The 14583-nt window shown below is 42.2% G+C and carries 14 protein-coding genes; 13 read left to right on the top strand and 1 reads right to left on the bottom strand.

The window, feature by feature from the left end; all coding sequences use genetic code 11:
- The first annotated feature begins 10 nt into the window (after window positions 1-10).
- The 6 genes from ACHBIF_RS00155 to upp all read left to right on the top strand — a co-directional run bounded on the left by ACHBIF_RS00155 (window position 11) and on the right by upp (window position 7045).
- Complete coding sequence (locus tag ACHBIF_RS00155; RefSeq protein WP_105110530.1) at window positions 11-1243, top strand: extracellular solute-binding protein; 1233 nt, start codon at window positions 11-13, stop codon at window positions 1241-1243.
- A 154-nt stretch (window positions 1244-1397) separates the two neighbouring features.
- A complete protein-coding gene (locus ACHBIF_RS00150; protein WP_105110529.1) occupies window positions 1398-2270 on the top strand; it encodes a carbohydrate ABC transporter permease in 873 nt (290 codons plus the stop codon).
- Between the two features lie 12 nt (window positions 2271-2282).
- Window positions 2283-3113, top strand: a complete 831-nt coding sequence (locus ACHBIF_RS00145; RefSeq protein ID WP_105122828.1) for a carbohydrate ABC transporter permease — start codon at window positions 2283-2285, stop codon at window positions 3111-3113.
- Between the two features lie 72 nt (window positions 3114-3185).
- Window positions 3186-4634 carry a sucrose phosphorylase gene (gtfA, locus tag ACHBIF_RS00140; RefSeq protein ID WP_394717848.1) on the top strand — a complete coding sequence of 483 codons (1449 nt, stop codon included), beginning with the start codon at window positions 3186-3188 and terminating at the stop codon, window positions 4632-4634.
- A gap of 61 nt (window positions 4635-4695) precedes the next feature.
- Window positions 4696-6303 carry an alpha-glucosidase gene (locus tag ACHBIF_RS00135; RefSeq protein WP_394717846.1) on the top strand — a complete coding sequence of 536 codons (1608 nt, stop codon included), beginning with the start codon at window positions 4696-4698 and terminating at the stop codon, window positions 6301-6303.
- 112 nt (window positions 6304-6415) lie between these two features.
- Window positions 6416-7045, top strand: a complete 630-nt coding sequence (upp, locus tag ACHBIF_RS00130; protein ID WP_105110525.1) for a uracil phosphoribosyltransferase — start codon at window positions 6416-6418, stop codon at window positions 7043-7045.
- A 35-nt stretch (window positions 7046-7080) separates the two neighbouring features.
- Here upp and ACHBIF_RS00125 read toward each other — a convergent pair whose 3' ends face one another.
- Window positions 7081-8337 (bottom strand): ISL3 family transposase, encoded by a 1257-nt coding sequence (locus ACHBIF_RS00125; protein ID WP_394717844.1) that lies wholly within the window; start codon window positions 8335-8337, stop codon window positions 7081-7083.
- Window positions 8338-8578: 241 nt separating this feature from the next.
- On the opposite strand from ACHBIF_RS00125, the gene ACHBIF_RS00120 reads away from it, so the two are divergent.
- The 7 genes from ACHBIF_RS00120 (at window position 8579) to ACHBIF_RS00090 (ending at window position 14228) form a co-directional block, all read left to right on the top strand.
- On the top strand, window positions 8579-9169 hold the full coding sequence (locus ACHBIF_RS00120) for an ATP-dependent Clp protease proteolytic subunit (protein ID WP_105110524.1): 591 nt from the start codon (window positions 8579-8581) through the stop codon (window positions 9167-9169).
- Window positions 9170-9253: 84 nt separating this feature from the next.
- The gene (locus tag ACHBIF_RS00115; protein WP_394717842.1) at window positions 9254-9526 is read left to right on the top strand and encodes a DUF2129 domain-containing protein; all 273 of its coding nucleotides are present in this window, start codon (window positions 9254-9256) and stop codon (window positions 9524-9526) included.
- 152 nt (window positions 9527-9678) lie between these two features.
- A complete protein-coding gene (locus ACHBIF_RS00110; RefSeq protein ID WP_172058928.1) occupies window positions 9679-10854 on the top strand; it encodes an ABC transporter substrate-binding protein in 1176 nt (391 codons plus the stop codon).
- A gap of 73 nt (window positions 10855-10927) precedes the next feature.
- Window positions 10928-11797, top strand: a complete 870-nt coding sequence (locus ACHBIF_RS00105; protein ID WP_105111398.1) for a branched-chain amino acid ABC transporter permease — start codon at window positions 10928-10930, stop codon at window positions 11795-11797.
- A 4-nt stretch (window positions 11798-11801) separates the two neighbouring features.
- Window positions 11802-12773: a branched-chain amino acid ABC transporter permease gene (locus tag ACHBIF_RS00100; protein WP_394717839.1), complete on the top strand. Its 972-nt coding sequence runs from the start codon at window positions 11802-11804 to the stop codon at window positions 12771-12773.
- Window positions 12754-13518: an ABC transporter ATP-binding protein gene (locus ACHBIF_RS00095; RefSeq protein WP_105111400.1), complete on the top strand. Its 765-nt coding sequence runs from the start codon at window positions 12754-12756 to the stop codon at window positions 13516-13518. The genes ACHBIF_RS00100 and ACHBIF_RS00095 overlap by 20 nt, the downstream gene beginning before the upstream one ends.
- Window positions 13518-14228 (top strand): ATP-binding cassette domain-containing protein, encoded by a 711-nt coding sequence (locus ACHBIF_RS00090; protein WP_172062627.1) that lies wholly within the window; start codon window positions 13518-13520, stop codon window positions 14226-14228. The genes ACHBIF_RS00095 and ACHBIF_RS00090 overlap by 1 nt, the downstream gene beginning before the upstream one ends.
- The last annotated feature ends 355 nt before the right edge of the window (window positions 14229-14583 follow it).

Raw genomic sequence — 14583 nt, 5'->3', positions numbered from 1 at the left:
GGATTTTATTATGAAAATGAGAAGATTTCTCAAATGTGCGTCGGTTTGTGCTTTTGCAAGCTTCCTTGTAGCCTGCGGAAATTCTAGCAGCAGCGACAAGGTAGAAATTGAATTTTTCTCGCAAAAGCCTGAAATGCAAGCAACCTTGCAGGAAATTATTGATGACTTTGAGAAAGAGAATCCAGATATTGAAGTTAAGTTTTCAAATGTGCCAGACGCAGGAACTGTTTTGAAAACACGGATGGCCAATGATGAAGCACCAGATGTTATCAATATCTACCCTCAAAATGCAGATTTCAAAGAGTATGCAGCAGATGGCCGTTTCCTTGAAATTGGTGATGATGCAGGTCTTAGTCATTTGAAAGATGGGGCAGTAACACCTTATCTTGTAAATGATACAAACTACACTCTTCCATTGACTGCCAATGCCTATGGTATCTACTACAACAAAGATAAATTTGAAGAACTTGGTTTGGAAGTACCAACTACCTATGCAGAATTTGTTGCTTTGGTAGACAAAGTTAAGGCTGATGGCAGTGTGGCACCATTTGCCCTTTCTCTAAATGATGCCTGGTCGCTCAATGGTTACCACCAATTAGCTTGGGTAACAGTTGCAGGTGGGTTTGACGGTGCAGAGGATATTTTGATTCGCAGTGCCAAGGGTGCTATCCAAGATGATGCAACAACTAAGGAAGTCTTGGAGCGTTTAGAACTCTTGACTGACAATGGTCAAAAAGGTTTCACAGGAGCACTTTACGCCGACGCGGTTGCTTCATTTGCAGCAGGAGAAGCCCTCATGATGCCACAAGGAACTTGGGCTGCTACAGCAATCAATCAGCAAGAGCCTGAATTTGAATACGGCATGTTTACCTTCCCAGGAGATGAAAAAGGTGGTGATTACACGATCGGTGCGGCAGACCTAGCCCTATCTGTATCAGCTGAATCAGAGCATCCAGAAGAGTCTAAGAAGTTCTTAGAATACCTCTCACGTCCAACAGTCATTCAGAAATACTATGACGTGGACGGATCACCAACCTCAGTTGAAGGAGTCGACACTGAAGGCAAGTTTGAAGAAACTGCTGGAGTTACACAATATGCCTTCACAGACAAGCATGTCGTATGGTTGCAAAGTGAGTGGGATTCAGAAGATGAGTTTTGGAATATCACTGTTGAAATGGTGAAAAAACCAGATTCAGCAGAACTTGTTAAGAAACTTAATGCCTTCTTTGATCCGATGAAATAATCAGCATGAAAAACAACTATGGGATTAGGGTTTGGGTTTCCCAAACCTGTCCCCCCTATAGTTGTTTAACCTCAGTTTGAAGGAGAGTCCCCTAATTCTTTTTGGAACTGAGATTAAACAACTATACTTGATAAATTTAGTAAAGGAGTTCTTTATGAATCAAAAAGGATTTGTTGCAAAATATTGGCCCTACTTATTTGTAGCTCTGCCAATCGCTCTTCAGTTAATCTTTTTCTTCTATCCCTTGATAACAGGGGTGTTCTACAGTTTAACAGACTGGAATGGTTTATCCAGTAGTTACGATGTGATTGGGATTCAAAACTACATTGATATTTTGAAGGACCCTGACTTCTATACCAGTATCACCTTTACCATCATCTTTACCATTGGTCTAGTAATTGGGGAAATTGTCATTGGTATTTGGTTGGCAACCTTGCTTAATCGGAAAATCAAAGCAGTTGGCTTTTTCCGGACCTGGTATTTCTTCCCAGCAGTTTTGTCAACGGTAACCTTGGGTCTCATCTTTGTTCAACTGTTTAACTACGGTTTTACACAGATTGGCGAAATTCTCCAAATCGACTGGTTAATGGAAAACCTATTGGTACAAGAGAATACTGTTATTCCGTCCGTCCTCTTTGTCGCTCTTTGGCAGGGTCTGGCGATGCCGGTTATCATTTTCCTATCTGGTCTGCAAAGTATTCCAGATGATGTGAAGGAAGCAGCAGCTATCGACGGTGCGACACGCTCCCAGCAGTTCTTCAACATTGAATTGCCTTTCCTATTACCATCTATCAGCATGGTCTTTATCCTGGCGATGAAATCTGGCTTGACAGCCTTTGACCTCATTTTTGCTCTTACCAGCGGAGGTCCAGATGGCAAGACAGAGTCACTGGGTTTGCTAGTTTATAACTACGCTTTTGTTGACAATAAATTCTCGTATGCCAACGCTCTGGCAGTCGTTCTCTTCATCTTTATCATTGTGATTTCCTTGATTCAGATGCGGATTTCTAAGAAATTTGAAGTATAGGGAGGTATGTTTATGAATAAGACCAAACAAAGCAATTGGTGGGTATATCTCATTCTATTCAGCGGCATTCTCTTTATGTTTATTCCGCTACTGGTGACGGTGATTAGTTCCTTCAAGCCAACTAAAGAAATTACAGGTAACTTCTTTGGCTTACCTGAAAATTTCACACTAGACAACTATAGTCGCTTGTTTGAAGATGGAGTTGTTCAATATTTTGGGAATTCTGCTCTGATTACCATTGCTGCAGTAGGTTTGATTATTCTGGTTATTCCAATGGCAGCCTTTGCAGTAGCCCGTCAAATGAAGAGGCAAACAGCTTTCAACTTTATCTACTTTTTCTTGATTATCGGAATTTTTGTTCCCTTCCAAGTGATTATGCTTCCTATGACCAAGTTGATGTCTAGTCTCGGTTTGAACAATATTTTGGGGTTGATTATTCTTTATTTGACCTATGCAGTGCCGCAGGCCCTCTTCCTCTATGTTGGTTATATCAAGACAATTGTTCCTGAAGAGATGGACGAGGCGGCAGCAATTGATGGTTGTGATAAGTTTACAATGTACTGGAGAATTATTTTTCCATTGATGAAGCCCATGCACGCTACGATTTTGATCATCAATGCCCTCTGGGTCTGGAATGACTTTCTCTTGCCTCTCTTGGTCCTCAACCGTGACCAAGAAATGTGGACTTTGCCCCTCTTCCAGTATAACTATCAAGGAATGTATTTCAGCGATTATGGACCGTCATTTGCGTCCTATGTAGTTGGGATTATCCCAATCCTACTGGTTTATCTCGTTTTCCAAAAGCATATCATTTCAGGTATGACCAGCGGATCTGTTAAATAAAACTCGAAAGGTTGAGGCAACTCAACCTTTTGCCAAAAATCAATAAGAAAAAGCTTTCAAAAGGAGAAGAAAATGAAAGTAAAAAATCAAGCAATGTTAATTACCTATTCAGACAGTCTTGGAAAAAATCTGAAAGACTTGAAGCAGGTCTTGGAAGGTCCTTTGAAAGATGTGGTCGGTGGTGTCCACATTCTTCCCTTCTTTCCATCATCGGGTGACCGCGGGTTTGCACCCATGGACTATACCAAGGTTGATGAGGCTTTTGGAGATTGGAGCGACATTGAGGCACTCAGTAAGGATTACTACCTCATGTTTGATTTCATGATTAACCATATTTCAGCCAAGTCGCCTTACTTCCTTGACTTCCTAGAAAAGAAAGATGAGTCTGTCTATGCAGATTTGTTTATCCGCTACAAAAACTTTTGGCCAAATGGTGAGCCGACTCAGGAAGATGTTGACCTGATTTATAAACGGAAGCCACGTGCTCCCTATCGCATTGCCAAGTTTGCTGACGGTAGTGAGGAAAAAGTTTGGTGTACCTTTGATGAGCAACAGATTGACCTCGATGTGACAACGGAAACAACTCGTCGCTTTATCAAAGAAAATCTGGAACAGCTGGCGGACCACGGAGCTTCCATTATTCGCTTGGACGCCTTTGCCTACGCCAATAAGAAAATTGGAACAAACTGTTTCTTTGTTGAGCCAGATATTTGGGACATGCTTCATTTTCCGCGTCAGCTATTGGCACCAAAAGGAGTGGAAATTCTACCAGAAATCCATGAACATTACACCATTCAGCAAAAAATCGCTGAGCAAGACTACTATGTCTATGACTTTGCCCTACCGATGTTGGTCCTTCATGCTCTTTATTCAGGCAATGTCAACCGTCTTGTTCACTGGATGGAAATCTGCCCTCGCAAGCAATTTACAACCTTGGACACGCATGATGGTATCGGAGTGGTCGATGTCAAGGACTTGCTGACAGATGAGGAAACAGAGGCCACAAGAGAAGCCCTCTATGCCCAAGGAGCAAATGTCAAGAAGATTTATAGCACAGAGGCTTACAATAATCTGGACATTTACCAGATAAATTGCACCTACTATTCAGCTTTAGGAAATGATGACCAAGCCTATCTCTTGGCACGTGTGCTTCAATGTTTTGCACCAGGTATTCCGCAGATTTACTACGTTGGTTTGTTGGCAGGAGAAAATGATATCGAATTGCTCGAATCAACCAAAGAAGGCCGCAACATCAACCGTCACTATTATGATTTGGAAGAAATTGAGCGAGAAGTTCAACGTCCGGTTGTTCAGTCCCTGTTCAACTTGCTCAAGTTCCGCAATACCAGTGCAGCATTCGATGGAGAGTTTGCTGTGGAGATGGCAGATGCCAATACAATTCATATCAGCTGGACCAATGACGATGCCAATACAGTGGCAGAATTAAGAGCTAATCTGAAAGATAAAACATTTGAAATCATTGAAACAGTTGACGGACAACATCACGAAATCAACTTATAAAGTTTGGAAGAAGGGTTAGGATTGCTTTCCTAGCCTTTGTTTCCTTTGGAAAGGAATAGACATGGAAAAATCAAATTGGTGGAAAAAGTCGGTTATTTATCAAGTATATCCGAGGAGTTTTCAGGATTCGAATGGTGATGGTATTGGAGACATCAAAGGAATTACCAGCCGTTTAGATTATTTGCAAACATTGGGGATAGAGGCTATCTGGCTCAGTCCTGTCTATCAGTCTCCTATGGATGATAATGGCTATGATATCAGTGATTACCAAGCCATTGCGGCGGAATTTGGGACTATGGAAGACATGGAGGAGCTGATAGCAGAAGGGCAGAAGCGAAATATTAAGATTGTGATGGACTTGGTCCTCAACCATACATCTGACGAACATTTTTGGTTTCAAGAAGCCTTGAAAGGTCCAGAAAATCCCTATTATGATTACTATGTATGGGCCGATGAGCCGAATGAATTAACATCTACTTTCTCAGGATCTGCTTGGGAATATGTTCCACATTTGGACAAGTATTACTTGCATCAGTTTTCGGTCAAACAACCAGACTTGAACTGGAAGAATCCTGCCGTCAAGGAAGAAATTTGGCAGATGATTAACTTCTGGATTGACAAGGGAGTCGGTGGTTTTCGACTGGATGTGATTGACTTGATTGGGAAAGAGCCTGAAAACTTAATCACAGCAGACGGTCCGACTCTCCATCCCTTGATTCAAGAACTAAACCAGCAAACATTTGGTGCCTATGACCTTGTAACCGTGGGAGAAACCTGGAGTGCAACCCCTGAGAGTGCCCAGCTATATTCTCACCCAGACCGTAATGAATTTTCGATGATTTTTCAATTTGAGCACGTTTGTCTAGACCAGCAAGCCGGCAAAGAAAAATGGGATTTAGCTCCGCTTGATCCTGCCAAGTTACATCAGGTTTTATCAAAATGGCAGACAGAATTAGTTGGGAAAGGTTGGAACTCGCTTTTTTGGAACAACCATGATTTGCCACGGGCTATTTCCCGCTTTGGTGATGATAGTCCTGAATTCAGGGAACTAAGCGGAAAAATGCTAGCTATTTATCTGCATTTCATGTCGGGTACGCCTTATATTTACCAAGGGGAAGAAATTGGCATGGTTAACACTCCGATTTCAAGTATTGAAGAAGCGGATGACATCGAGACGCGTCGCATGTACGCAGAGTGTTTGGAGCAGGGCTATTCGAATGAGGAGTTATTGACTTCTATAAATGCGAAAGGGCGAGACAATGCTCGCCGACCAATGCAGTGGTCTGGTAAAGAAGGAGCTGGTTTTACTGAGGGACAACCATGGTTATCGCTTAGTCCAAGCTATCCATCTATCAATGTAGAAAAGGCATTAGAAGACAAAAATTCTCTCTTCTATACCTACCAACGATTGATTGCCTTGAGAAAGCTCTATCCCTGCATGGCAGAAGGGAACTATGAGACTTTAGATACAGGTAATCCCTTTGTATTAGCTTATCGTAAATTTGATGATGTAGATGAGTTTGTGGTCTTGGTCAACTTTAGCAATCAAGCTCAGGAATACCGTCTTGAAGAACAATTAGGAGAAACTATCCTTTTTCACAACTATTCAACGGAATCAGAAGATACCTCTCAACTGCGACCTTATGAAGCTCTAGTCTATAAAAAGTAAAATTCCTATTATATTTCCAAGCATTTTTCCTGAAATTTTGGTAGAATATAGTGACATGAAACTTCACAGTCTCTAATGTCCGCAATAAACATCAAAGAGAGGTTTTATCATTATGGGGAAATTCCAAGTTATTTCACACCCACTTATCCAGCACAAATTGTCTATCCTTCGTCGGACGACAACTTCTACAAAAGATTTCCGTGAGCTGGTTAATGAAATTGCCATGCTAATGGGCTACGAAGTCTTGCGTGACTTGCCATTGGAAGATGTAGAAATCGAAACACCGATTACAAAGACGGTTCAAAAGCAGATTGCAGGTAAAAAATTGGCAATCGTTCCAATCCTGCGTGCCGGTGTTGGTATGGTGGACGGCTTGCTCAGCCTAGTACCAGCAGCCAAAGTTGGTCACATCGGTATGTACCGTGATGAAGAGACCCTCCAACCCGTTGAATATTTGGTGAAATTACCAGAGGATATCGACCAACGCCACATCCTTGTTGTGGATCCAATGCTTGCAACAGGTGGTTCAGCTATTCTTGCTGTTGATTCGTTGAAAAAACGTGGTGCATCCAATATCAAATTTGTGGCCCTCGTATCAGCTCCAGAAGGTGTAAAGGCTCTTCAAGAAGCTCATGCAGATATTGACATCTACACAGCTGCCCTGGATGAAAAACTCAACGAAAAAGGCTATATCGTCCCTGGTCTGGGAGATGCAGGTGACCGCCTCTTCGGTACAAAATAAGGGCTCTTTGTCAACTGTAGTGGGTAGATGAAAAGCTAACACCTAGAGAGGACGAAATTCGTTCTCTCATTTTTGATGTTTAAAGCAATATATATCTTGGTTTTAAAGTTCGTAAAGTTCCTAAAGCCGAACGCTTGCCTCTTGATGTCTTTGATGAGTTTATTGGTCGCTTCCAGCTTAGCGTTGGAATATGGAAGCTCCATGGCGTTCGTGATGTACGTTTTATACTTTAGAAAAGTTTTAAAAACAGTTTTAAAGGCAGGATTGACAAGATTCAGATTGTCTTCTAGAAGCTCGAAGAAATATTTTGAGTTCATCTCTTGGAAATGGAAGAGAAGGATCTGATAGAGTTCGTAATAGAATTTCAGTTCCTCAGAGAAATTCAATGTTTTCTGGACAACCTCTCTCGGTGTTACTGTTTGCCCAAAAGTGCGAGAAAAGAAGCGATTCAGAGACAGTTTTCGACTATCTTTTTGGAGAATACGCCAGTGATTTTTCATGGATCGATAAGGTAGGGAACGCGTATCGAAAGTCTTCATAATATCAATTCTAGTTGTCATCATAGCACGGCTCAGGTGTTGGATAATGTGAAATCTATCAAGGACAATTTTAGCTCTTGGAAATAGTTTTTTGATGATGGGAATATAGCTCCCCGACATATCCACCGTTACGACCTCGACAGTTTCTCTGACCGCCCTAGGATACTTGTAGAAATAGTTCTTGATGGTGGTTTGGCGGTTGTTGTCAAGAATGGTCACAATCGATCTCGTCTCAAAATTCTGAGCAATAAAGGCGAGTTTTCCCTTGTTCCGACTAAATTCATCCCAACTCAAGACTTTTGGTAATTTCGTAAAATCATACTCAAATTGAAACTGAGCCAGTTTCCTCTGGACGACTGATACGGAGATATGTAATCTCCTAGCGATGGCTATATTGGTCATGTTTTCTGTATGGAGTTGTGTCACTTTCTCCCAAATAGGTAGGGAAATCTGACAGTTTTTCTTGACTAGAGCTGTCTCAGCTACAGTCACTTTTTGGCAAGATTTGCATTGAAACCGCCGTTTCTTAAGCAAGAGGAGGGTCGGAAAGCCCTGGCAATCCAAAATCGGAATCTTTGACGACTTTTGAAAGTCGTACTTGATACACTTTCCTTGGCAATGAGGACAACCAGGGCTGTCGTAATCTAGCTTTGCCCTGATTTCTAGATGGGTCTGATGTTTCAAAATGAAGAGAATTTTGATGTTTTTGTCTTTGATTCCGATTAGTTCTGTGGTATGATAAAGCTGTTCCATATGAACCCTTTCTAATGAGTTGTTTAGTCGCTTTTCATTATAGGTCATATGGGACTTTTTTTCTACACTCAAAAAGGCTCCATAATCTCTACAGTGGATTTACCTACTACAGAAATTATAGAGCCAAAATAAGTAAAAAAGAAATCAGCTCGGCTGGTTTCTTTTTCTGTGTTAAATATTTGACCAATTTTGACTATTGGTATATAATAGGCACATATCTATCTCGAAAAGGAGTATTCTTATGATTCCAGTAGTTATTGAACAAACCAGTCGTGGTGAGCGTTCTTATGATATTTATTCCCGTTTGCTCAAGGACCGTATCGTCATGTTGACAGGACCGGTGGAGGACAATATGGCTAATTCTATCATTGCCCAATTGCTCTTCCTTGATGCGCAAGATCCGACTAAAGACATTTATCTCTATGTCAATACCCCAGGTGGATCTGTGTCAGCAGGTCTTGCTATCGTGGATACCATGAACTTTATCAAGGCAGACGTCCAGACAATTGTTATGGGAACAGCAGCATCTATGGGAACCATCATTGCATCTAGTGGTGCCAAGGGCAAACGTTTCATGTTGCCAAATGCCGAGTACATGATCCACCAACCAATGGGTGGAACTGGCGGCGGTACACAACAAACCGACATGGCAATTGCTGCAGAACACTTGCTTAAAACCCGTAATAAATTAGAAAAAATCTTGGCTGACAATTCAGGTAAAACAGTCAAGCAAATCCACAAGGATGCGGAGCGTGATTACTGGATGACCGCTGAAGAAACCTTGGCATACGGCTTCATTGACCAAATCATGGATAACAGCAAAACTAAATAAAATAAGGAAAGGGCTGGATTTGGTCCTTTTCATTTTCCCTGGAAAAGGGTATAATTATAGATAGAAATGTCTGAGGAGAAGTCCATGTTTGAGAAAAAAGAACGCACCAGCCTAACTGTTTATTTGCATTATAATCGGGATTCCAGAAAACTCAACCACTACGGTGACATGATTTACCATTCAAAGCGCCTGCGTTATGTTATATTATATGTTAATGCAGAAAAAGCTGAGGAAGTCATGAGCAAGCTCAAAAAAGAGAAGTTTGTCAAAAAAGTAGTTCCTTCCTACATCAAGGAACTGGATCAGAATTTTGTTGGCAATCTATGGCAGGACGAGCAAAATCCCGTTACTTTGTAATTAGAGAAGGAGTAGGTTTAAATGAGCCTGCTTTTCTTTTTGTTGGAGCTGTAAAAATTTTAAAAAATTTTTATCATTTTTGTTGACAATTTTCTGATAATTCTGTATATTAGATACATCGTAAAAATTTAAGAAAGTTTTAAGGTATTTTCATGAAAACAAGAAAATTTGCAGTAGCAATCGCTACATTTGCTTCAGCAGCTCTCCTTGCTGCCTGTGGCGCAGCTCCAACAAGCACTTCATCAGCAGCTGGTAACGAAGCTGGTGATACGATTAAATTGGGTTACAACTTGGAATTATCAGGTGCTGTAGCAGCATACGGACAAGCTGAGAAAAACGGTGCTGACCTTGCTGTTGAGGAAATCAATGCAGCTGGCGGTGTCGACGGTAAACAAATCGAAGTTGTTTCAAAAGACAACAAATCTGACAACGCTGAAGCAGCGACTGTTACAACCAACCTTGCAACAGAAGAAAAAGTTCTTGCGATGATTGGTCCTGCAACATCAGGTGCTGTAGCTGCGGCAACTCCAGGTGCGACACAAGCAGGCGTTCCATTGATTACACCTTCTGGTACACAGGACGATTTGACAGCTAAAGATGGTAAGGTTGAAGAATATGTCTTCCGTTCAACTTTCCAAGATAGCTTCCAGGGTCAAGTCTTGGCTACATTTGCGACAAAGACACTTGATGCTAAGAAAGTTGTTCTTTACTCAGACAACTCAAGTGACTACGCAAAAGGTATCGCTAAAGCCTTCAAAGAAGCTTACAAGGGTGAAATCGTTGTTGAAGAAACTTACCAATCAGGCGATAAGGACTTCCAGGCTGCTTTGACAAAATTGAAAGATCAAGATTTTGATGCAATCATCATCCCAGGTTACTACACTGAAGCTGGTTTGATTACAAAACAAGCGCGTGAAATGGGTATCGACAAGCCAATCCTTGGTCCTGACGGATTTGCGGATGCTAAATTCATCGAAGGTGCTGGCAGCAAGAATGCGACAAATGTTTACTACGTATCTGGTTACTCTACTAAAGTAGCACTTTCTGACAAGGCAACAAACTTCGTTGATGCTTATAAGAAGAAGTTCGGTGAAGAGCCAAATATGTTTGCAGCCCTTGCTTACGATGCAGTCTACATGGCAGCTGACGCAGCAGAAGGCGCAAAAACTTCAAAAGATGTAGCAACAAACCTTGCTGGCTTGAAAGACTTTGAAGGTGTAACTGGTCCAATCTCAATCGATGAAAACCACAACCCTATCAAATCTGCTATCATGGTTAAATTGGAAAACGGTGCAGAAGCTTCAGCAGAAGCAGTAAGCGCCGAATAAGCTAAAAAATGTAATCTGGGGAGGCTTGGACCTCTCCAGATATTATTTATGTTATAGAAAGTTTGGTGACTATATGCTCCAGCAATTGGTGAATGGTCTTATCTTGGGAAGTGTCTATGCCTTGATTGCCTTGGGTTATACCATGGTTTACGGCATTATCAAGTTGATTAACTTTGCCCACGGTGACCTTTATATGATGGGGGCCTTTATTGGTTATTATCTGATTAATGCCTTCCAGCTAAATTTCTTTGTTGCGCTTGTTTTGACCATGGTTTTAACAGCAGCCTTGGGTGTGCTGATTGAATTCTTGGCCTACCGTCCATTGCGCAACTCAACTAAGATTGCGGCCTTGATTACGGCTATCGGTGTGTCCTTCTTCCTTGAATACGGTATGGTTTATCTCTTTGGTGCCAATACACGTGCCTTCCCTCAAGCTCTTGAGACGGTTAAATTCAACCTTGGTCCGATTACTGTGACCAATGTTCAGTTGACGATTTTGGGTGTCTCTGTTTTCCTCATGTTGGCTCTGCAATTTATCGTCCAAAAAACCAAAATGGGTAAGGCCATGCGTGCGGTTTCTGTAGACAGTGACGCGGCTCAGCTCATGGGAATTAACGTCAACTCGACCATTAGTTTTACCTTTGCTCTTGGGTCTGCTCTTGCAGGTGCGGCAGGGGTCTTGATTGGTCTTTACTATAACTCTGTGGAACCTCTGATGGGGATGGCGCCAGGTCTTAAGGCCTTTGTAGCGGCCGTTCTCGGTGGTATTGGTATTATTCCAGGTGCGGCTCTCGGTGGCTTTATCATCGGTCTCTTGGAAACCCTGGCGGTAACTGTAGGTCTTTCCAGCTACCGTGATGCAGTTGTATATGGCATCTTGATTATCATCCTTTTGGTGCGTCCAGCAGGTATTTTAGGTAAAAATGTGAAGGAGAAGGTGTAAGTTTATGAAACAAAATATCAAACCAATTTTAACCTGGCTTGCTCTTGTCCTTGTTATCTTTGCAGTTCTTTCTGCCTTGATTGGCTCTGGTGCCCTGGGGCTTTACTATATACAGATTTTGATGGGGATTGGAATTTCTATCATCATGGCTTTGGGAACCAACCTTGTTCTCGGTTTTTCAGGTCAGTTTTCGCTGGGGCAGGCTGGTTTTATGGCAATTGGTGCCTATGCGACAGCTATTTTGACCAAGGCTAATCCTACCTATGCAGGCTTTTATCTGTCTATTCTTGTGGGCTGTCTTGTAGCTGCCCTGGTAGCCCTGGTGGTCGGTATCCCAACTCTTCGTCTAAAGGGTGACTACTTAGCTATTGCAACCCTTGGTGTGGCTGAGATTATCCGTATTGCCATTATCAATGGTGGTGACTTGACCAACGGTGCTGCTGGTTTAACAGGCATCTTGCCGTATACAACTTGGACAGTTGTCTTTCTATTTGTGGTAGTGTTGACGGTTCTGATTCTCAACTTCTTACGGAGCTCATTTGGCCGTCAGGTTATCGCTGTGCGTGAAAATGAAATCGCTGCGGAGTCCATGGGTGTTAATACAACCAAAGTCAAGGTAACAGTCTTTGTTATCGCGGCTATCCTATCAAGTATCGCAGGTTCTCTATACGTTGGTTATATAGGTACGGTTGTTCCTAAAGACTTTACTATCATGCGTTCGATTGATTACTTGATTATCGCGGTGCTTGGTGGTTTGGGTTCTATGACAGGTACGATTTTGGCGGCCCTTGTTCTTGGTTTCCTCAATATGTTCCTGCAAAATTTCTCAGACCTTCGGATGATTATTTACTCATTGGCTCTTATTTTGGTCATGGTTTTCCGTCCAGGTGGTCTGCTCGGTACATGGGAATTAACCTTCTCATCATTATTTAAGAAAAAAGCGAAGGAGGGCAAAGATGGCACTTTTGGAAATTAAAAATTTGACCAAGCACTTCGGTGGTTTGACTGCTGTTGGCGACGTTACCATGGAGCTCAATGAAGGTGAGTTGGTCGGCTTGATTGGTCCTAACGGTGCTGGTAAGACAACCCTCTTCAACCTTTTGACCGGTGTTTACGAGCCGAGCGAGGGAACTGTGACGCTTGACGGTCACTTGCTTAATGGTAAGGCACCTTACAAGATTGCATCTCTTGGTCTCTCACGTACCTTCCAAAATATTCGTCTGTTTAAGGATATGACGGTTTTGGAAAATGTATTGGTTGGATTTGCCAATCATCACAAACCGCATCTCTTGGCTTCCTTCCTGCGCTTGCCTAAGTATTACCAGAGCGAGGCGGATTTGAAGGCTAAGGCTATGGAACTCTTGGCAATTTTCGATTTAGACAAGGATGCAGACTCGCTGGCGAAAAACTTGCCTTATGGTCAGCAACGTCGTCTGGAAATCGTTCGTGCCCTTGCGACAGAACCGAAAATTTTGTTCTTGGATGAGCCGGCGGCTGGTATGAACCCGCAGGAAACGGCAGAATTGACCGAACTCATCCGCCGTATTCAAAAGGAATTTGGCATTACCATTATCCTGATTGAGCACGATATGAGCCTGGTTATGAAAGTGACTGAGCGGATTTATGTACTGGAGTACGGCCGTTTGATTGCCCACGGAACGCCTGAAGAAATCCGGACCAACAAACGTGTAATTGAAGCATACCTTGGAGGTGAAGCATAATGACCATGTTAGAAGTAAAAAATCTTTCCGTCAACTACGGTGCGATTGAAGCCGTCAAGGATGTGAGCTTTGAAGTCAATGAGGGCGAAGTTGTGACCCTTATAGGCGCCAATGGTGCAGGCAAGACCTCTATTCTCCGCACCATCTCAGGCTTGGTTCGTCCGTCTGCTGGAAGCATTTCTTTCCTCGGAAATGAGATCCAAAAAGTTCCAGCTCGTAAAATCGTGGCAGATGGTTTGTCTCAAGTACCAGAAGGTCGTCACGTTTTTGCAGGCTTGACGGTTATGGAAAACTTAGAAATGGGTGCCTTCCTTCGTAACAACCGTGAGGAAAATCAGGCAAATCTGAAAAAGATTTTTGACCGTTTCCCACGCTTAGAAGAACGTAAGAACCAAGATGCAGCCACTCTTTCAGGTGGTGAGCAGCAGATGTTGGCAATGGGGCGTGCCCTCATGAGCCAGCCAAAACTCTTGCTTCTTGACGAACCTTCAATGGGATTAGCGCCAATCTTTATCCAAGAAATTTTTGATATCATCCAAGATATCCAAAAACAAGGTACTACAGTTCTCTTGATTGAACAAAACGCCAACAAGGCCCTCGCAATCGCAGACCGTGGCTACGTCCTAGAAACAGGAAAAGTTGTCCTCTCTGGAACAGGAAAAGAACTCCTTGCATCAGATGAAGTCAGAAAAGCGTATCTGGGCGGCTGACATGCTATAATAATGCTACAAGGCTTTCATTCAGTTGTATCACGGAGTTGCTACTTCTGAAATCCAATACGAAAGGAGCGTAGCACTCTAATTTAATACTTTGCGAGCAATCAGTAAATCTGGTTGCTTTTCTTGCTTTCAAGCTGTAAATCAAAAAAATGGTAGTCTATTGTTGACTTGTGATTGTTTCATGAGTGTTTTCATTTTTGTGATCCAGTTTGTACCTCACAATCAAATTTAGCTCTCTAAAACAAAATCGCTTTCCATCCTCAAGTTCATCTTTTGTCCTTATTTGTAGCAGAAATTCTCAAAACTATTGACAGAAATCAAATAAAATAGTAGTATAGAGTCAAAT

This window comes from Streptococcus sp. A11 (assembly GCF_043674225.1).
Lineage (GTDB): Bacteria > Bacillota > Bacilli > Lactobacillales > Streptococcaceae > Streptococcus > Streptococcus suis_V.
The sequence above is the reverse complement of the archived record's forward strand: the minus strand, read 5'-3'. Positions and strand labels throughout refer to the sequence as shown.

Bases quoted from the DNA above. Each gene is read 5' to 3' on its own strand.
- ACHBIF_RS00135 (WP_394717846.1), top strand. From the start codon at position 4,696: ATGGAAAAATCAAATTGGTGGAAAAAGTCGGTTATTTATCAAGTATAT.
- upp (WP_105110525.1), top strand. From the start codon at position 6,416: ATGGGGAAATTCCAAGTTATTTCACACCCACTTATCCAGCACAAATTG.
- ACHBIF_RS00105 (WP_105111398.1), top strand. From the start codon at position 10,928: ATGCTCCAGCAATTGGTGAATGGTCTTATCTTGGGAAGTGTCTATGCC.
- ACHBIF_RS00120 (WP_105110524.1), top strand. From the start codon at position 8,579: ATGATTCCAGTAGTTATTGAACAAACCAGTCGTGGTGAGCGTTCTTAT.
- ACHBIF_RS00095 (WP_105111400.1), top strand. From the start codon at position 12,754: ATGGCACTTTTGGAAATTAAAAATTTGACCAAGCACTTCGGTGGTTTG.
- ACHBIF_RS00155 (WP_105110530.1), top strand. From the start codon at position 11: ATGAAAATGAGAAGATTTCTCAAATGTGCGTCGGTTTGTGCTTTTGCA.
- ACHBIF_RS00125 (WP_394717844.1), bottom strand. From the start codon at position 8,337: ATGGAACAGCTTTATCATACCACAGAACTAATCGGAATCAAAGACAAA.
- ACHBIF_RS00090 (WP_172062627.1), top strand. From the start codon at position 13,518: ATGACCATGTTAGAAGTAAAAAATCTTTCCGTCAACTACGGTGCGATT.
- ACHBIF_RS00150 (WP_105110529.1), top strand. From the start codon at position 1,398: ATGAATCAAAAAGGATTTGTTGCAAAATATTGGCCCTACTTATTTGTA.
- ACHBIF_RS00115 (WP_394717842.1), top strand. From the start codon at position 9,254: ATGTTTGAGAAAAAAGAACGCACCAGCCTAACTGTTTATTTGCATTAT.
- ACHBIF_RS00145 (WP_105122828.1), top strand. From the start codon at position 2,283: ATGAATAAGACCAAACAAAGCAATTGGTGGGTATATCTCATTCTATTC.
- ACHBIF_RS00100 (WP_394717839.1), top strand. From the start codon at position 11,802: ATGAAACAAAATATCAAACCAATTTTAACCTGGCTTGCTCTTGTCCTT.
- ACHBIF_RS00110 (WP_172058928.1), top strand. From the start codon at position 9,679: ATGAAAACAAGAAAATTTGCAGTAGCAATCGCTACATTTGCTTCAGCA.
- gtfA (WP_394717848.1), top strand. From the start codon at position 3,186: ATGAAAGTAAAAAATCAAGCAATGTTAATTACCTATTCAGACAGTCTT.